The 18,915-nt window shown below is 56.5% G+C and carries 17 protein-coding genes; 5 read left to right on the top strand and 12 right to left on the bottom strand.

The genetic code is table 11. The annotated features are described in order from the left end of the window. Positions 1–112 precede the first annotated feature (112 nt). The 10 genes from RA28_RS06910 to RA28_RS06865 form a co-directional block, all read right to left on the bottom strand. Positions 113–1,267: a Gfo/Idh/MocA family protein gene (locus RA28_RS06910; RefSeq protein WP_206539614.1), complete on the bottom strand. Its 1,155-nt coding sequence runs from the start codon at positions 1,265–1,267 to the stop codon at positions 113–115. Then, entirely contained in the window at positions 1,267–2,322 is a 1,056-nt protein-coding gene (locus RA28_RS06905) for a sugar phosphate isomerase/epimerase family protein (RefSeq protein ID WP_039524946.1), read from the bottom strand. The genes RA28_RS06910 and RA28_RS06905 overlap by 1 nt, the downstream gene beginning before the upstream one ends. 27 nt (positions 2,323–2,349) lie before the next feature. Next, complete coding sequence (locus RA28_RS06900; RefSeq protein ID WP_241481079.1) at positions 2,350–3,363, bottom strand: LacI family DNA-binding transcriptional regulator; 1,014 nt, start codon at positions 3,361–3,363, stop codon at positions 2,350–2,352. Positions 3,364–3,415: 52 nt separating this feature from the next. Beyond that, the gene (locus tag RA28_RS06895; RefSeq protein ID WP_039524944.1) at positions 3,416–5,038 is read right to left on the bottom strand and encodes a dihydroxyacetone kinase subunit DhaK; all 1,623 of its coding nucleotides are present in this window, start codon (positions 5,036–5,038) and stop codon (positions 3,416–3,418) included. A gap of 11 nt (positions 5,039–5,049) precedes the next feature. Continuing rightward, positions 5,050–6,042 (bottom strand): ABC transporter ATP-binding protein, encoded by a 993-nt coding sequence (locus RA28_RS06890; protein WP_039524941.1) that lies wholly within the window; start codon positions 6,040–6,042, stop codon positions 5,050–5,052. Further along, positions 6,035–7,132 carry an ABC transporter ATP-binding protein gene (locus tag RA28_RS06885; RefSeq protein ID WP_039524938.1) on the bottom strand — a complete coding sequence of 366 codons (1,098 nt, stop codon included), beginning with the start codon at positions 7,130–7,132 and terminating at the stop codon, positions 6,035–6,037. Before RA28_RS06885 ends, RA28_RS06890 begins: the two co-directional genes overlap by 8 nt. Before the next feature lie 2 nt (positions 7,133–7,134). After that, positions 7,135–7,323 (bottom strand): hypothetical protein, encoded by a 189-nt coding sequence (locus RA28_RS06880; RefSeq protein WP_039524935.1) that lies wholly within the window; start codon positions 7,321–7,323, stop codon positions 7,135–7,137. Beyond that, complete coding sequence (locus RA28_RS06875) at positions 7,320–8,258, bottom strand: carbohydrate ABC transporter permease (protein WP_039524933.1); 939 nt, start codon at positions 8,256–8,258, stop codon at positions 7,320–7,322. The genes RA28_RS06880 and RA28_RS06875 overlap by 4 nt, the downstream gene beginning before the upstream one ends. Next, on the bottom strand, positions 8,255–9,202 hold the full coding sequence (locus RA28_RS06870) for a carbohydrate ABC transporter permease (protein ID WP_039524930.1): 948 nt from the start codon (positions 9,200–9,202) through the stop codon (positions 8,255–8,257). The genes RA28_RS06875 and RA28_RS06870 overlap by 4 nt, the downstream gene beginning before the upstream one ends. Positions 9,203–9,278: 76 nt before the next feature. Then, positions 9,279–10,598 (bottom strand): ABC transporter substrate-binding protein, encoded by a 1,320-nt coding sequence (locus RA28_RS06865; RefSeq protein ID WP_039524927.1) that lies wholly within the window; start codon positions 10,596–10,598, stop codon positions 9,279–9,281. 399 nt (positions 10,599–10,997) lie between these two features. On the opposite strand from RA28_RS06865, the gene RA28_RS06860 reads away from it, so the two are divergent. From RA28_RS06860 to RA28_RS06840, 5 genes are all read left to right on the top strand, one after another. Then, positions 10,998–11,804, top strand: coding sequence for an MOSC domain-containing protein (locus RA28_RS06860; RefSeq protein ID WP_241481078.1), 807 nt, complete (start codon positions 10,998–11,000; stop codon positions 11,802–11,804). A gap of 198 nt (positions 11,805–12,002) precedes the next feature. After that, complete coding sequence (locus RA28_RS06855; protein WP_039524925.1) at positions 12,003–13,124, top strand: ABC transporter ATP-binding protein; 1,122 nt, start codon at positions 12,003–12,005, stop codon at positions 13,122–13,124. 42 nt (positions 13,125–13,166) lie between these two features. Beyond that, complete coding sequence (locus RA28_RS06850; RefSeq protein ID WP_039524923.1) at positions 13,167–14,219, top strand: ABC transporter substrate-binding protein; 1,053 nt, start codon at positions 13,167–13,169, stop codon at positions 14,217–14,219. A gap of 55 nt (positions 14,220–14,274) precedes the next feature. After that, positions 14,275–15,540: an ABC transporter permease gene (locus RA28_RS06845; protein WP_241481077.1), complete on the top strand. Its 1,266-nt coding sequence runs from the start codon at positions 14,275–14,277 to the stop codon at positions 15,538–15,540. Positions 15,541–15,545: 5 nt separating this feature from the next. Further along, complete coding sequence (locus tag RA28_RS06840; RefSeq protein WP_039524920.1) at positions 15,546–16,394, top strand: ABC transporter permease; 849 nt, start codon at positions 15,546–15,548, stop codon at positions 16,392–16,394. Between the two features lie 60 nt (positions 16,395–16,454). Here the strand turns inward: RA28_RS06840 and tcuB are convergent, their stop codons facing one another. Both tcuB and tcuA read right to left on the bottom strand, forming a co-directional pair. Continuing rightward, positions 16,455–17,522 carry a tricarballylate utilization 4Fe-4S protein TcuB gene (tcuB, locus tag RA28_RS06835; protein ID WP_039524918.1) on the bottom strand — a complete coding sequence of 356 codons (1,068 nt, stop codon included), beginning with the start codon at positions 17,520–17,522 and terminating at the stop codon, positions 16,455–16,457. Further along, positions 17,512–18,906: an FAD-dependent tricarballylate dehydrogenase TcuA gene (tcuA, locus tag RA28_RS06830; protein ID WP_039524915.1), complete on the bottom strand. Its 1,395-nt coding sequence runs from the start codon at positions 18,904–18,906 to the stop codon at positions 17,512–17,514. Before tcuA ends, tcuB begins: the two co-directional genes overlap by 11 nt. Between the last annotated feature and the right edge of the window lie 9 nt (positions 18,907–18,915).

Here is an 18,915-nt window from a genome sequence, read left to right as displayed (position 1 = left end):
ACCGTATCGCAACACCAATCCCATTGATACTCAGTTTCGCTCGTCTTCCGAAACCAAAAACCGACTTTCAGCGCACATGCATCTGGCCAACGCTTCTCGACCCATCGCATTCCTAGCCCAACTTCACCCAAGCCGAATTTCGCGCTGAGCTTTGCACACAGGCCGAGACGAATTTGACGCCGCGAAGCCCGTCGCTCACAGTTGGGTAAATAACGGATGTGTCCGGCTTTTCACCATTTCTGAAGGCCTGAATGGCCTCTGCCGCTTCGCTGTAAATGTTTGCAAATCCTTCCAGATATCCCTCGGGATGACCGGGCGGAACGCGGCTCAGGCGGTTGGCGGCGTCCCCTGCCCCGGCACCGTTACGGGTCACCAACCGCTTGGGTTCGCCATAGGGCGTGAACCAAAGATAGTTCGGGTCCTCCTGCGCCCATTCCAACCCACCTTTTTCTCCGTATACGCGCAATCGAAGCGCGTTTTCGTTTCCGGGGGCCACCTGCGAACACCACAGCATACCCTTGGCTCCGCCTTGAAAGCGCAACATGACGTGCGCGTTGTCATCGACCAGACGACCGGGAACAAACGCTTGCAAGTCTGCCGCAAGGCTCTCTGCCTCGAGCCCGGTGACGAAACAGGCGATATTGTAGGCGTGGGTCCCAATGTCCCCTGTCGATCCCCCCGCGCCCGAGCGTTCGGGATCCGTCCTCCATTCCGCTTGTTTGAAATCCTGCTCTTCCGTCAACCAATCCTGCGGGTATTCGACCTGAACCACGCGAATTTTACCAATCACCCCATTGGCCACCATATCCCGGGCTTGCCGTACCATTGGATAGCCGGTGTAGTTGTGCGTCAGGATGAACAACGCGTCCGCGGTCTCTGCCGCTTTGACCAGCTTTTTGGCATCGCTGAGTGTCGAGGTGAGGGGTTTATCGCAGATGACGTGGATACCGCGCTTCAGAAATTCTCGCGCGGCCGCATAATGCACGTGGTTCGGTGTGACGATGGAAACCGCTTCAATACCAGACTTCAAACGGGCTTCTCTGATCGCCATTTGCTTGAAGTCGTCGTACACCCGGTCCAGCCCCAACGCCTCACCGCTTTCGCGGGATTTCTCGGGCGTCGAGGATAAGGCACCGGCCACCAGTTCAAATTTATCGTCCAATCGTGCCGCAATACGGTGTACGCCGCCAATGAATGCGTCATTGCCGCCGCCGACCATACCAAGCCGAATGCGCCTCGATGTTTCTTCGTTGCGTCCTGTAACCATCAGTCGATCCCCAGCATTTTCCGGTTGGCAGCTTCATCCGCGCCACCATCTGCGAAATCATCAAAGGCTTTTTCGGTTACACGGATGATGTGATCAGACACGAACTGCGCCCCTTCGCGAGCGCCGTCTTCCGGATGCTTGAGGCAGCATTCCCACTCGACAACCGCCCAACCGTCAAAGTCATTGGCCGCCATCTTTGAGAACACAGCCCCAAAGTCGACCTGCCCATCACCCAGGGATCTGAAACGCCCGGCCCTGTCGACCCAGCTTTGATAGCCCGAATAGACCCCTTGCCGCCCGGTTGGGTTGAATTCGGCATCTTTGACATGGAACATGCGGATCCGGTCTTTGTAGATTTCGATATTGTCCAGATAATCCAAGCACTGAAGGACGTAATGAGACGGATCGTACAGCATGCACGCGCGCGCGTGATTGCCCGTGCGTTCCAGGAACATTTCATACGTGATCCCGTCGTGCAGATCCTCGCCCGGATGGATTTCATAGCAGACATCCACGCCGCATTCTTCCGCGTGGTTCAGAATTGGGACCCAACGGTGCGCAAGCTCATCGAAAGCTGTTTCAATCAGTCCGGCGGGCCTTTGTGGCCAAGGATAGACATAGGGCCATGCCAATGCCCCCGAAAAGGTCGCATGCGCTGAAATGCCGAGGTTTCTTGACGCCGACAGCGCCTTTTTCACCTGATCGACGGCCCATTCCTGTCGCGCTTTGGGATTGCCCCTGACGCTTTCCGCTGCAAACCCGTCAAACGCGGTATCGTAAGCCGGGTGCACGGCGACAAGCTGGCCTTGCAGGTGGGTCGACAACTCGGTGACCTCGACCCCGTTTTCGCGCGCCTTGCCCTTGAACTCGTCACAGTAATCGGTACTGGACGCGGCTTTGTCGAGATCGAACAGTCGACCATCCCAACTGGGAACCTGCACACCTTTATAGCCACAATCCGCAGCCCACTTTGTGATGGCGTCCCACGAGTTGAAAGGTGCATCGTCACCGGCGAATTGCGCCAGAAACAAAGCCGGGCCTTTGATCGTTTTCATTCTGTTTCCTCCCAAAAATCGAAACCGCTATGGCGGCAAATTTTCCTTCAGATAGATGTCGATGCGAATGCGTTCCTGCGCCCTGTTGAAAGGTACCTTGTCTGACGTAGCCCGCAACAGGCGGACGGCAGACCGGACCAGATGACCGGAGTCCTGCGAAATCAGGGCGTCAAATGTTCCGCGACTCAACGCTTCGCGGCTGAGCGGCGTGAGTTCATGGGCAATAATGACCAGATCTTTGCTGATCTTGCTTTCGGACAAAAACTGGACGAGGCCCGAGTTACCAGCCGCCGAGGAATAGATACCGACCAAATCGGGATACGTATCGAATATCTCGGGCATCATCTTGTAGATCAAATGCGGGTCATCCCGCCCTTCAACGGAAGCCACGACCTCAAGATGTGGAAAATCCTCGGCGACGACCAGATCGAAACCCTGTCGGCGCTCCAAATGATCACGGGCCAAACGGGAACCGGTCAGGACCAATACCTTGCCTTTCCGATGTACGAAGCGCCCCATAAGCTGGGCCGCGGTGCGGCCGGCTGAAACGTTGTCAATCCCGACAAAATGATCCCGGTCCGAGCTGGGCAGATCAGAGACCAAGGCAACCACGGGAACGCCCTTGTCCCTCACTCTTTTGACGGCGTCGCGCACCGACGGCGTTTCCGGACCAAATACAGCCACGCCATCGACATCCCGCGCGTCAACCGCATCCAGAATTTCAACAATGTCCTGAGGTTCGAATGGCGCGACCCGCTGGATCGTCATCCGCGTGCGTTCGATAAACTGATCGCGCGACTGTTCGGCAATCTGTGTACTCAACGCCTCGACAAATTCGTTATCCGTGTCGGGGAGCACGAAGAGAAAGTTGTAAACCCGATTTCGTGCAAGGTTGGCAGCTGCGGTATCGCGGACATACCCCAGCTCGTCTATGGCGTTTTGAACCTTCTGAACCGTCACGGACCGCACCCCCGGACGGCGGTTCAATACCCGGTCGACGGTCGCCAGACTTACCCCGGCGACACGGGCGATATCGTTCACAGTTGGCTTTTTTACCAATTCTATTCTTTGTTTTTGGTCTTCCACGTGTCAGTCAGCCCTCAATCTCCTGCGCCAAACCCTCGAACAGCAAGGCGACGGCTTCGGCACCCGGATCGTTGTTCCCCATCAGGTTTTCCTCGGGGACATAGGCCGCGCGCCCTGCTTTTGCACGGTGAATATTCGCCGTACTGTCAGCGCCTTGCCGCGCAGCGCTTGCCGCATGCGACAGGCCCGACGGCAGCGCCGCCAATGCCGGTGCCAGCGCATCGATCATCGTTCTGTCGCCGACCTTCGCGCCGCCGACCTGGCTGACGCGGTTCAAACCTTCGACCAGGGATTTCGATATCGAAGCGCCGCTTGCGCAGGCGTCGCCCGCCGCATTGAAAAAGATCGCGAGGATGACACCGGATGAGCCGCCCATTGTCTGGCTCAACTCGTTGCCCAGCGCCGGGAAAAGCTGTGTCAGGTCAGCAAGAGGCATCCGGTCAAGGCTGCCTTGCAACGCGCGAGCCGCCGTCGCCAGAGTGCTGCCAGTGTCACCATCGCCGGACTTTGCGTCCAGTTCATTCAGCTTCCTTTCTGCGTTAATCAGTAACTCGGACAGCCTTGCGATCGTCTCTCTGGTCGCCGGGTTGTTCGACGGGATTGGGTCGATCGGGGTTAGTCCGTCGGGTAGCGGCGCGATCCGAACAGCCTCGATTCTGTTGACGCCGGGCCAAGCCACCGGATCGACCGGAGCCTCAAGCCCCGAAAGATCGTCCGGACTAACCGGCAGGATGGAAACCGAAAAACCGTGCATATCCAAGGAGGTCATCATCGGAGCGGGACCGATGATGTGCCCCGCAATCCCGGTTTCGCACAACGCATGCGTTAGGACCGACATTTCCAATGGCGTCGTTGACCCGAGGTTGTTGACCAATGCCACACAGTCGCCTGCGCTGACACGCTGACGGAGTTTTTCCACAACGGTACCCATTGCCGTCAAAGCATTGGCAAAGTCGACCTGTTCGACGCCCGGTTCGCCATGGATGCCCAAGCCAAGTTCCGCCTTGCCCGGAGCGATCCGATCCTCTTTCGGAGACCCCGGAACGGTACAGGTGTCCAAGCTCATTCCGATGCTGACAACCTTATCGATTACTGCAGTGGCTGCGGCGGTCACGGTTTCCAGATCGGCCCCGTTTTCTGCAAGTGCGCCCGCAATCTTGTGCACGAGCAAAGTTCCGGCCACACCGCGCGGTTGCGGAAGGTCCGGCAATGCGATGTCATCATCCACGACAACCATTTCCACCTTCCGACCCAAGGCGCGGGCACGTTCAGCCGCCAGCCCGAAATTCAATCGGTCGCCGGTATAGTTCTTGACGATCAGCAGGCACCCCGCTTCGCCGGTCACGGCCAGAATACCGGCGAGGACCGCCTCGACCGACGGCGACGCAAAAACCTCTCCGCATACGGCGGCGGTCAGCATACCTGCGCCGACAAAACCGGCATGCGCGGGTTCATGGCCTGAACCGCCCCCGGAAACCAACGCGACTTTCGATTTATCCCAATCAGACCGATAGACGACCTTTATATGTGGGTAGCCGTCCAGGCGTGTCAGGGCACCGCCCGAAGACGCCAAAAGCCCGTCTATCGCATCGGTCACCAAGGTTTCTTTTGTGTTGAGGAACTGGGCCATGCTTTTGCTCCTTAAGTCACACGCGCACCGGACGCGTCAAAGTAAAGCGGATTTTGAGGGCGGATTTTGATTGTCTTTCCGGTGGGATAATCCTGATGCACATCAATCAGGGTCACGACCGTGTGGCCGCGCAAATCCAGATGTAGCCGTGTTTGATCGCCCAAATGCTCGGCACGAATGACTTGTGCATCGCTGCCTTCGCCTTCAACGATGTTTTCGGGACGCAGACCAATCTGAGGGCCCTTGTGGTCGCCGCCGAACAATTCGGATGGCAGGATGTTGATCCGGGGCAGGCCCAACCGACTGGCAACGTATACACTGCCCGGATTTTCATAGATGTCCCGAGGGGTGCCGTATTGAACCAGCCTGCCGTCTTCCAACACCCCGATATGCGTTGCCATTGTCATGGCCTCAACCTGATCGTGGGTCACGTACAGCAGAGTCGACCCAAGGTCTGCCTGAATTCGTTTCAACTCGACCCGCAGATCCGCACGCAACTTGGCGTCCAAAGAGCTCAGCGGTTCGTCCATCAGAAATATTTGCGGATCGCGCACCAAAGCCCGTCCAATCGAAACGCGCTGCATCTCGCCGCCGGAAAGTTCGGTGGCTTTGTTGTCCAGTTTATGTGGGATTTGAAGGATTTCCGCGACGTCGTTCACCTTCCGTGTGATCTCATCCTCCGGCGTCCTGAGGATTGGGGATCGCAATGGAAACGACAGGTTTTCGCGCACAGTCATATGCGGGTAGAGCGAATATTGCTGGAAGACCATTGCCACGTCGCGTTGCGCGGGAGTCTCTATCCCGACGTCGCGGCCTGCAATGCGAACGGATCCGGAATCCAGTTTCTCCAGTCCTGAAATCAACCGCAACGTCGTGGTTTTCCCTGCCCCGGTCGGTCCAAGCAGCACCACGAACGCACCGTCTGGAATCGTCATCGAGATTCCGTCCACCGCTTTCACGTTGCCAAAGGATTTCGAGATGTTCTCCAAAACGACTTCAGCCATCGTTCAGCACCTCATCGTTCAGTGTGGACCGCAACGCCCGACCGGTTGACTGGTCAAAAAGCGTCACTGTGGGAGAGCGAAACTCCAGACCTACCGTCTCGCCGGGGCTGACCATCTGACGCGCATCCACGCGGGCCTTCAATTCGCCATTCGGGCTTTGCAATGTCACGATCTGGGTCGTCCCCAGATATTCCGCCGCCAGTACCTTGGCGCGATAGCCGCTGGCGTCAGACAGAAACACGTGCTCGGGCCGAACGCCAAATACCAGATCACCTTCGGCCCCTTCCATCAATCTTGGAACAGCTTCGTCGTGGCCGTTCAGCCGGACTGCTTCAGAACCGGGCTGGACCTTGCCCTTGAACGGCAAGAAGTTCATGGATGGTGAGCCGATGAAATCCGCAACGAACATCGTAGCTGGCTTGTCATAGATTTCCTGCGGCGTCCCGAACTGCTCGATCACGGCGTTATTCATGACGACGATCTTGTCGCCCATCTGCATGGCTTCCAATTGATCGTGTGTGACATAGACCGTGGTCGCGCCCATGCGATCGTGCAAGGCGCGCAGTTCCTCGGCCATATGCTCGCGAAACTCAGCGTCCAAAGCGCCCAAAGGTTCGTCCATCATGAAGGCCTTTGGCTCTCGAACGATGGCCCGTCCCAACGCAACACGCTGCCTGTCGCCACCTGAAAGCCCGCCCACGGGGCTATCCAGAATGTCCGTTATCCCCAAGATTCCTGCGACTTCTTCGACTTTGGCTTTCACCGCAGCGCGTGGCATTCCCTGCGATATCAACGGATAGCTGATATTCTTGCGCACGTTCATATGAGGGTAGAGCGCGAACATCTGGAAAACGAAGGCTATATCGCGTTCCGATGGCGGTCTTTGGCTGATTTCCTCGCCATCAAGATATATTTCACCCGAAGTCGGCAGTTCCAGCCCTGCGATCATGCGCAACGTTGTTGTCTTTCCGCACCCCGATGGCCCGAGAAGCATGAAGAACTCGCCGTCTTCGATCGTGAACGAGCTTTCGCGGACAGCCGTGAAATCGCCGAACATCTTCTTGACGTTTTTAACTACGATCTGGGCCATTCTTACTCCGGGAAATGGCTGACGATGATGAACATGACGGTTCCGATCAGCGTAACGATGAAAGAATAAGTGAAGGCCCACAGGACAAACGGCTGCATCAGCATGAAGACTCCGACCGCGATCAGGATGGTCGCGACCATCTCCCACGGGCCCCGGCGAAGCCGCATCAATCCAGTCAGAAAATCGCTCATTTGCGTACGGCTCCAAAGGTGATCCCACGCAGCAGGTGTTTGCGCATCAGGATGGTGAAAATCATGACCGGGATCAAAAAGATCGTGGCACCAGCCGCGACTGCGGGCCAATCCAGCCCACCGATTCCGATTATGGTTGGAATGAACGGTGGCGCAGTCTGCGCATTAGCGGATGTCAGAAGCACAGCAAATGCATATTCGTTCCATGCAAAGATCAGGCAGAAGATCGCGGTTGACGCGATACCCGTGGCAGCCTGTGGCAGCACAACTTTGTAAAACGCCTGAAATCGTGTGTAGCCATCAATCAGCGCCGCCTCTTCGTACTCTCGCGGGATTTCGTCGATGAACCCTTTCAAAAGCCAGACAGCCAGAGAGATATTCACGCCCGTATAGAGCAATATCATCCCCAAATGCGTGTCGCTTAACCCGAGGTTTCTGAACATCAGGAAGATTGGAATAGCCACCGCAACCGGGGGCATCATTCTTGTACTGAGGATGAAGAACAGTAGGTCATCCTTCAGCGGCACCTTGAACCGGCTGAACGCATAGGCAGCCAAGGTGCCAAGGAAGATACTTAGAAACGTCGATCCAAACCCGATGATGACCGAGTTCATGAAGCGTTCGCCAAACTTCGACGGCCCGACGATCACCATGTCGTATTGACGCACAATCTCGTCCGCCCAGTTCTGCGGCGGGTTCGCCTCCAAAAACTCCTGCGTTTGCCGTGTGCGTGTGGTGAAGAGGTTGACGTAGCCCTCAAGCGTTGGGTCAAAAACCACTTTGGGCGGGTAGCTGATGGCATCTGCAGGCGACTTGAAGCCTGTCAGCAAAATCCAGACCAATGGGATCATCGTGATCAGAGCGTACGAGATGACCAGAGCACCGGCGATCCATTTGGACCGTTGGGTCGGTTCGGTGACGGAAAAACTGCTCATCTCTGCTTCACCTTGTTCAGGGCTTTGACGTAGATCGACGCAAGGCCGAACACGGTTACGAAAAGGATGATCGCATAGGCTGAGGCATATCCCGTTCGCCACTTCTCAAACGCTTCGCGCTTTAGATTGATCGACGTCAGTTCCGTGACAGACCCCGGTCCGCCGCCCGTCAGCTGCACCACCAGATCGAACATCTTGAAATTCTCGATCCCCCGGAACAGCACCGCCAGCATGAGGAAGGGCAGAACCATTGGGATCGTAATCGTGAAAAACTGCCGCAGCTTGCTGGCACGGTCGATCTCGGCGGCCTCATAGATGTAGTCGGGAATACTGCGCAGCCCGGCCAAACAGATCAGCATCACGAAAGGAGTCCACATCCAGGTATCGACGATCACGATCGCCCATGGGGCCAACGTCACTGATCCCAGCATTTCAAAGCTCGATGGGTCCTTGCCGGTGAACCAGGACACGATGTAGTTAAACAGACCGATCTGGGGCTGATAGAGGAACTTCCAGAAATTCCCGACGACAGCCGGCGACAGCATCATCGGCAAAACTATGATCGTGGTCCAAAGGTCATTTCCTTTGAATTTCTTGTTGATCAACCACGCCAGCGTGAAACCGATCAAAACCTGAAAGAAGATCGTCCAGAAAAGGAAATGCGCCGTGGCTTGCATGTTCAGCCAGGTGTCACTGTCAGTCAGGATACGCTCGTAATTCCTGAACCCGACATCCTTGACCTCACGCCCGATCCGGTTGGCTTTGTAGTTGGTAAAGCTCAGCTGGATGGTCCAGATCAATGGAAAGATGTTGATCGCCAGCAGCAGAAAGATGGTTGGGGATATGAAAATCCAGGCGATCGCTCGATCAGATAGGCCCCGAATTTTGCGCGCAACTCGCACGGGCGTTGCCTGCGCAACGCGATCTATGGTCCTGTCAGACATATTTCTGTCCGTTCTTGTGGGTTGCGGTCGTTGACACGGTCAGAGCGGAGCGGCCCCCGCTCTGACCAATTTCGGCTTACAGTTTGCCTTCGTCTTCGAAGACTTCGGTCCAGTCTTCGATCAGCAGGTCAAGCGCCTCTTGTGCCGTGCCCTGATCGGCGACGACGTAGTCATGAATGCGCTTTTGCATGGCCAGCAGAAGTTCTGCATACGCGGGCTCCTGCCAGAAATCCTGCACGCCTGCCATCGCCTCCAGGAAATCGCCTGCAAAGGGCTGGCTGTCCACAAAACCCGGATCTTCGAGCACCGAGTTATGCGCCGAGTAGCCGCCCAATTCCCACCACTTGGCCTGAACTTCGGGGTTTGCAAACCACTTGATGTATTCAAGCGCGGCATCCTGCTTGTCGGAGTAGCTGACAACAGAAATCCCCTGCCCGCCCAGTGTCGAGCCCGGCTGGTTCTGTGGCGGGTTGACGAAGAAGTCGATCTTGTCGCCGCCCGTGTTGGGATCAGCATAAAGACCCGGGAAGAACGCAAACCAGTTCATCGCCATAGCGACCTGACCTGACTTGAAGGCGTCCAGGCTTTCGCCCATGTACGAGTTCGTGTAGCCCGGTGGTGTCGCGGTTTTGTAGAATTCTTTGTAGAATTCCAGCGCCTCAACCGCTTCGGGCGAATTCACGGCACCTTCCATGTCGTAGGACCCCGGCGTGTTCTCATACTTGAACCCCCAAGGGTACAGCGCGCCGGTCACGCCCATTGTGATGCCTTCCGAACCACGTTCGGTAAAGATCGCAGCGCCATAGACGGTCTTGCCGTCAATCTCGCGACCCTGGAAAAACTGCGCGATCTGCAGCAGCTCTTTCTGAGACTGCGGTTCGCGCAAATCCTGCCCGGTGGCTTCCTTGTAAGCGGCCTGGATTTCAGGATCTTCGAACCAGTCCTTGCGATAGAACCAGCCGTTCGCATCGCCCATGGCTGGCAGCGCATAGTAGTTCGGCGTGCCCTTCGGCCATGTCGAATATGCGTAAACCGTCGCCGGGGCAAAGTCGTCCATGCTGATACCCTCAGCATCGAAGAAGTCATTCAGTTTGACGTAGTGCCCGTTTTCAGCGCCGCCGCCAATCCATTGACTGTCACCGATCAGAAGGTCGCACAATTTACCGCCAGAGTTCAGTTCGTTCAGCATCCGGTCTGCGAAGTTTGGCCAGGGCACAAACTCGAAATTCATCGTGTGGCCGGACTCGGCTTCGAACTCCTTTGAAAGCTCAACCAGTGCATTGGCCGGATCCCATGCCGCCCAACACAGTGTCAGATCTTCTGCATGTGCCTTGGTCGAAAGAGTAGTAGCGGCAAGGACTATTGCGCTGGCCGAGGCCAGTTTTGAGTAAGTCATCCATTCCTCCCTTTTTTCGCCGACAATCGAGGATGTGCGAATCGCGGCATATCTCCGATGGTATTTGAGGTACGCACCTCAGGTCCAGATAATTTTGAGGTTCGTACCTCATTTCGCAATCTCGGGGCTTAAAGTAATGGTCGTAAATAAATGTTTTATTTGATCTATTGCCGAGATAATTCAACAAAATGATCGCAAAGGACGTGCCATCGCGCAGAACTTGCAGGAAATCACCCTGTGTTCTCCGCATAATTCTGGCGCTACGATTCACTCTCGTCCAAAGTGCTCATTCTGTACTAGCTTCGCCAAAACAGAGGGCCGGTTGGAAACGTGTACCGAGATCCAATCGGACGCGGGATTGCCCTACTCCGCACGACATTTCAAACCAAGGACAACAACATGAGCGAACTACGAATCGTCCGGATGAGCAGATACCCGATCAAGGGTCTCAGCGCCGAACCAATGGACAGCATGAAGCTGAGTGTCGGAGAAGGCGTCCCCGGAGACCGCCTGAACGGGTTCGCTCGGTACAACTCGGGCTTTGACCCTCAAAACCCAGAGCCATTACCAAAAGACCGCTTTGTCGTTTTGCTAAACGAGGCGGGTTTGGCCGGTCTTCGGACCCGGTTTCATCCTGCCTCCCAGGAACTGGAAGTGACGACTGACGAGGGCATCCATCGGTTCTTGATGAACACGCCGCAAGGGCAGATGGACGCAGCGCAATTTTTGTCGGACACCCTCTCACTTCGGGATCCCGCGCTGCCGCAATTCGTCTCCTCTGCCCCGCATCGCTTTACCGATGTCTCTGTGGTTTCACCAAAAATGATGAACGCGATTTCGGTTCTGAATTTGGCCTCTGTCGAGGCGTTGGGTGGTATGTTGAACACCGAAGTTCACCCAGCCCGCTTTAGGGCGAACATCGAAATTGAGGGCCTGCCTGCATTTTCGGAACTCGATGCCGTCGGTTCGAGCTTGGTTTTTGGGGATGTTCACTTGCGCATCCTTTCCCGCACGAAGCGATGTGCCGCAACCGAAGTTAACCCCGAAACCGCAGAGCGGGATCTTAAAATCCCTTATCTCCTGCGAAAGCATCTGGGTCACATGGACATGGGCATCTATGCCGAGGTCTCAGTCGGCGGAACGCTCGAGCTTGGGCAATCCGGGCGTTTCAATAGGAAAATGTCCGATGCAGATGGCGATGAATGAGCCGACCAAGACCACAATCCGTCGGTTCAGATGCTGTCCGGGATGGCACCGACACAAAATTCTTGGCGGTTGCGGGCCGCAAGTCACGCTCTCACTTGCGGGTTCGGTCGATCACAGTTTAGTGTGATCTCAAAGTGATATGGCTGCCCGGGCGCGTTGACCGTAGATGGGTGATCAGGGTGCGTGGGGATGTGCTGAATGTTGAAGACCCAGGACAGTGTCTTCCTAGAATTTGACAATGTGAAAAAGAGTTACGACCAAAAGAATCTGGTCGTCAAAGGGTTCAACATCGCAGTTGAGCAAGGCGAATTCATAACGCTTCTCGGGCCGTCCGGGTCTGGAAAGACAACCGTTCTGATGATGCTTGCAGGGTTTGAAAGCGTCACATCCGGCACGATCTCGATTCGCGGAAATTCAATCAACCGAACTGCGCCATACAAACGCAACATCGGTATGGTTTTCCAAAACTACGCGTTGTTCCCGCACATGACGGTGGCGGAAAACCTGGGCTATCCTCTAAGCGTTCGGGGAATGAACAAAACCGCCCAGCGCGACAGGATCGCAGAGTATTTAAAGCTGGTCGAATTGGATGCCTTTGGCGATCGTTACCCAGGGCAGCTTTCAGGGGGGCAAAGACAGCGCGTGGCGCTTGCCCGCGCGATGATATTCGAGCCAACGCTGATCCTGATGGATGAACCTTTGGGCGCGTTGGACAAGAAACTGCGCGAACAGATGCAATATGAAATCACCAGATTGCACGAGCAGCTCGGCTTCACCGTGATTTACGTGACACATGACCAGACCGAAGCGCTGTCTATGTCGAACCGGATCGCGGTGTTCAACGATGGAATTGTGCAGCAATGCGCGCCACCCGCAGAATTGTACGAACGGCCCGCCAACGCCTTCGTGGCGGAGTTCATCGGAGAGAACAACTTTATCAAAGGCAAGGTAGACCGGATCGAGGGCGGACGTGCCGTCGTTTCGATCCCCGGGGAAGGAACCATTGTGGCCGAGGCGGCAGGTGGCCTTGTTGAAGGCGCCAACAGCGTCGTTTCAATTCGCCCGGAAAAACTGTTTATCCATCCAACGACACATGACCACGACAATGAAATAGAAGCGAAGTTCATCGCCCGTATCTATGTGGGCGATTTCATTCGGTATTACTTCCGGCTCGCCGATGGGTCGGAAATTGTCGTCAAGGTTTTGAATGACCTATCCGCGCCGGAATTCAGCGAAGGCGATACGGGTAGGCTGCAATGGCTTATCTCGGACAGTATCGCATTTCCCGATCAAGCCGAGATGCCAGAAACCATGGGGTAATCGGGCCCCTCAAGTTTTTCCCGAGCAAACAAGGAGGACGCAATGAAACATCACAAACTACTTTTGGCGGCTGGTGCACTGGCGCTTGGCGCGCATGGTGCTGCAGCCGAGGACCTTACGGTTACATCCTTTGGCGGGGCGTATGGCGCGGCTCAGAAAAAGCACATGATTGATCCCTACGTCGCAGCGACGGGGACAAACATCCTGTTCGAAGATTACGGCGGCGGTGTTGCCGAAATGAAGGCGCAGAGCGAGTCGGGCAATATCCAATGGGATGTTGTGGACATCGAAGTGATCGATCTGGAGCGTGCCTGCTCAGAAGGGTATGTCGCAGCCATTGACCATTCGATCCTGCCTGCAGGTGACGATGGAACACCCGCTGCCGAAGACTTCATCCCCGAAGCGTTGCACGAATGCGGCGTCGGCAACATCGTATGGTCGATCATCTTTGCTCACTCCAATGACGCCTATCCGGATGGCGGCCCCAAAACGATTGCCGACTTCTTCGACACCGAAGCGTTCCCGGGCAAGCGCGGTCTGCGCAAACGTCCGCAGGTAAACATGGAATGGGCGCTTCTGGCCGACGGCGTGCCGGCGGATCAGGTCTATGAAGTTCTGGCAACCGATGAAGGGCAGCAACAGGCGCTCGACAAGCTGGGGACGATCAAAGACGACATCGTCTGGTACGACAGCTGGTCGCAAGCCCCTGTCCTGCTGAACGACGGAGGCGCGCAAATGGTGCAATCGGCCAATGGCCGGATCTTTGCCGCGATCAAAGACGAAGGCGCGCCTTTCTCGATGGTGTGGGACAGCCATGTGTATGACCTAGACGTCTGGGCCGTCATGGAAGGGACCGAAAAGATGGATACCGCACTGGATTTCATCAAATCGGCAACCATGACCGTGCCGCTGTCGGGCATGCAGGACGTGGCTTATGGCCCGACACGCAAGTCGGCGCAGGCGCTTTTGCCTGAAGATGTGAAGCAGGATCTGCCGACGGCACACCTGGACAAAGGCCTTAAGGCCGACGGCATCTTCTGGGCGGACTACGGTGAATCGCTTGGTGAGAAATTCAACGAGTGGCTGCTGCAGTAAGCTAAAGTGATCTGCCCTGCGCGCTTGCGCGCGCAGGGTTTTGCAGGAGGGACGCATGGCCGACACGATGGCTGCAAATCCGGGAAAAAGGGACAGCGGTCTCGCTTCGGAAGATGCCAGAAACGCCGCCAAAGAGGTGCGCGCGCGTCGAATGCGTGCGTTTCTGTTCGTCGTCCCCTTGCTGGTTTTCATTACCTTCGCTTTCGTGGCCCCAATTGCCACGATGTTGTTTCGGAGCGCCTACAACCCCACGGTGGCGGAACTTGTTCCCGCCTCATTGGACACGTTGAAAGAATGGGACGGCGTAGACCGCCCCTCTGACGCAGCGCTAACGCAATTTGCCATCGACCTGAAAAGGCTCGCCAATGACCGGACCTCGGGGCGGCTGGCCGAGGAGATCAACCGGTTCATGCCGGGCACTTCCAGCGTCGTGAAGTCAACAGCCCGCAAATTGCGACGTGTGGAAGACGCCGAGCTTCAACAATCCGGCGTGGACTTGCTGATCGAGGCCAACGAAGCATGGGCAAACCCGCAGGTGTGGCGGGCCCTGCAAGAGGCTGGCCGGACCTACACGTCCAGCTACTACCTGACCGCACTTGATCTGGAAACCGCCCCTGACGGCACGATCCAGCAGCGGGATACGAAAATTTACCTCAAGCTTTATGGCAAAACGCTTTGGATGGCGCTGATCATCACGGTCTTAACGCTGATACTTGGGTATCCTCTGGCGTTCTACATGGCGCACAGCTCCACGGCGCGCGCCAACTTTCTGATGGTGTTTGTGCTGCTGCCATTCTGGACCTCGCTATTGGTGCGAACGACGGCCTGGATCGCGTTGCTGCAAACCAATGGTGTCGTCAATTCAACGCTGATCGCGTTGGGCCTGACACGAGATCCGCTTGAGATGCTGTACACGCAGTTTTCGACGATCATTGCAATGACGCATATACTTTTGCCGTTCATGATCCTGCCGTTGTATTCCGTGATGCGCGGAATCGACCCCAGTTACATGCGGGCTGCAATGTCGATGGGCAGCCGTCCGATTCCCGCCTTTTTGCGGATTTACCTGCCCATGAGCCTTCCCGGTCTGTCCGCGGGTGCATTGCTGGTCTTCATCATTTCCGTCGGGTATTACATCACCCCTGCTCTGGTTGGCGGAACCGACGGGCAAATGATCTCGAATATCATCGCGTTCCACATGCAGCAGTCCAACAACTGGGAACTCGCTGCCGCGCTGGGTTCGCTTCTTCTGTTCCTGATCATTGCGCTTTACTGGCTGTACGACCGGTTCGTCGGTGCCGGAAACATCAAGCTGGGGTAACGTCGATGCGCGGGTTTCCTGAATACTTCACCATCTGGCATATCGCAGGTCACTATGCCCTGCGCGCAATGGCCTTTCTGGTTTTGGCATTTCTGATCCTGCCGATCCTGGTGATCATTCCGCTTTCCTTCAATGCGGAACCTTTCTTTACCTTCACGCAAGGTATGCTGGCGCTGGACCCCGAGGCCTATTCGCTGCGGTGGTACAGTGAGATTCTGAACGACCAGAAGTGGACTCTGGCAATCTGGAACAGTTTTGTCATCGGCATTGCCGCTGCCATTCTGGCAACGGTGCTCGGCACGGTCGCGGCGGTTGGGCTTGCCTCGCCCTGGATGCCCTTCAAACGGATCATCACCGCACTCTTGTTGTCGCCAATGATTGTGCCCCTGATCATCATCGCGGCTGGGATGTTCTTTTTCTACACGTCATTCGGACTGGTTGGCACATATCCGGGACTGATTATCGCGCATGCTGCGTTGGGCGTGCCTTTCGTGATCATCACCGTGACTGCAACGCTAACCGGCTTTGACCGAACGTTGTTCAGCGCGGGGCTGAGCCTTGGGGCCTCGCCAATCAAGGTGTTCTGGGATGTCGTGATCCCGTTGATCCGGCCGGGCGTCATCTCGGGCGGTCTGTTTGCATTTGTAACATCCTTCGACGAGGTGGTTCTCGTCCTGTTTCTGGCAGGACCCGAGCAGCGCACGATCCCGCGTCAGATGTTTTCGGGTTTGCGAGAGCAGATAAACCCGACGATCCTAGCCGTTGCCACCTTGTTGGTTGTCGTTTCCATCGCCCTGCTGGTGACGCTTGAATTTCTGCGCCGCCGGTCCGAGCGCCTGCGCGGAACTGGTTGAGATTGCCAAAGCGACAGTGCCGCGCAGGCTGCCCCTGCAATACGCGCTGACGCCTCGCCTTTAAACGCCACGCTTCCTTTGCGCGTCCCGGATCAAAGCCGCAAGCCTGTAAAACCCGTGGGCCATCTTGGTGTAGGGCGTTAACAGGAAAAATGTCAGGACGGCCCCCAGATGAATGGCCAGCAGCGCGGGCATCAGCGAAGTTGAACCCAAGGCATAGAGAACGAGACCGCTGAACCCGACAAACCCAAGCAGCAGAATGAAACCGATATCGCCCCCCCACGCCGAAGGATCACCCAGATTGCGGTCGGACTTTTGCTTCAGCACAACCATGCCGACACAACCAAGGGTCAAAAGAATGCCACCGGAAACGCCGAACAGTTTTGGCAGAGACCAGAAGCCGTAAGGCGCGTGTAAACCAAACACATAGTGCATGACCGTCGCCACCGAGGTGGACGCGAAACACATCAGAAACCCATACATTACAGCCTGATGTATGTGGCGGCGCCCCTGGCTGAACCGGTCCTCGTCTTCAAAGTTACAGCCGTCACCGTGCCCGGCGGCCAAATCCTGCATCTTTCCGGCGCGTTTGAAAGCAGCCGTGACGTCAGTTATTTGCACTGGCTTGCCACCGACATCTCTCCAATAGCGACGGAGGCTGATGCCTATGCTGAAAAGCGGCAGCAGGAAGGCGGGCGCAAAGATCGCGACCATCGCGTTGTGGGACAGAACGGCGTAGAAGCCTTCGCCGCCGCTGGAGCCGATCGCGCGAATTGCCCAAAACAACACGGCGAACCCGATCACCAAAGCCAGGGCAATCGCCCCTCCATGCGTGTGAAACCGCCGTGCCAGAGGCCCTGGCCATGCGTAGCTTTCCCAGCTGTCGCGCCGGACTTCGGCCAACGCTTTCGGAAGGTTCAGGTCGAATTCATGTGGAGCCGTGTACTGACACGCGTAATAGCAGCCACGACAGTTGTGACAGAGATTGGCCAGTTGCGTGATATCGCCGTCCGAAAATGCACGCTCCGCGTGAAGCGACGGGAACACCGAGCAATAGCCTTCGCAATACCGGCAGGCATTGCAGATTTCGGCCTGACGGCGGGCTTCTTGTATCAGTTCAGTTTGCATAAGCGGCTGCCTCACGTCCTGCGATGCGCCCAAAAACGGTGCCGATGGTCATTCCGAAACCGGCCAAATATCCCTGACCAAGGATTGATCCGGCCATGGTTTCGCCCGCGGCCCACAGGTTCTTAATCTTGCCATTCGCTGTCGAGCATTGCGCGGTGTCGTCCACCTTCAACCCCAGATAGGTAAAGGTCACGCCCGTGCGCAGCGAATAACCATAAAAGGGCGGTTCCGTTATCGGCCGCGCCCAATTGGTTTTGGGCGGTGTCAAGCCGTTCGTTGCAACGCCATCCAACTCGGTGGGATGAAAATCGCTGGTGTCGCCGCAGGCCTCATTGAATTCCGAAACCGTTTTGCAAAGCCTGTCTGCAGGCAGACCCATCATTCCGGCTAGCTCCGCTACGGTGTCGGCCTTCAACGGCGGGAACACGGAAGGCATGAACAGGTTCAGCGACTTCGAGTCGATGATCACATAGCCCACTTGATCGGGTTGCGCTGCGACCAGACGCCCCCAAATCGCATAGCGCTTGGGCCAGACGTCCTCTCCTTCGTCGTAGAACCGATCGGCGTCCTTGTTCACGACGATGGAAAACGGCACGCAGTCCAGACGCGTGACAATGCCACCATCGAATTTCGGCGCGCGTCCGTCGATGGCAACCGCGTGGCATTGGGTCGGATCACCGACGCTGTCCACCCCTTGATTAAGAAGGTCGGCCAGCACGACGCCGCGGTTATAGGGCGTGCCGCGGATCAGAAAGTTCTTGGCGGGCTCACCCCATGCACGGGTGAGCCAATCAGTATCGGCCTGAAACCCACCCGAAGCAACGATGACCGCCTTTGGCTTGATCCGGTGGGATTGGCCCTCGTAAGTGTAATCCAACCATTCGACCCGATCCCCGTTCAATTCAAGATGGGTCACGGCGGCCTCGTACAAGACATCCACGCCCAGACGTGCCGCAGTCCTGTAATACGCATTCACCAATGACTTGCCGCCGCCCATAAAGAAAGCGTTGGTCCGCGCCAGTGACAGTGTTCCTGACAGCGAAGGTTGAAACCGGACGCCATGTTCCTCCATCCATGGCAGGCACTCTTCGGATGTGCGGATCGCGAGGCGGGCAAGATGTTCGTCGGTCTTTCCGCCGGTCACTTTCAACAGGTCCGACAAATACTCTTCTTCGCTGTAATCTTCGATCAGCGGACCCAAAGGCGCCTTGTGCATACAGCGGAAATTACGCGTGTGCCGAGAGTTTCCTCCGCGGTAAGGCTTCGGCGCGGTTTCGAGTATCAAAACGCGCGCGCCTGTTTCGGCGGCTGTCATCGCCGCACAGAGCGCCGCGTTTCCGCCACCAATTACAGCGATATCGTAGGCTTCCGTCTGGGTGGCCATATCCTGTCT

The organism is Ruegeria sp. ANG-S4 (genome assembly GCF_000814005.1).
Classification (GTDB): Bacteria; Pseudomonadota; Alphaproteobacteria; order Rhodobacterales; family Rhodobacteraceae; genus Ruegeria.
The sequence above is the reverse complement of the archived record's forward strand: the minus strand, read 5'-3'. Positions and strand labels throughout refer to the sequence as shown.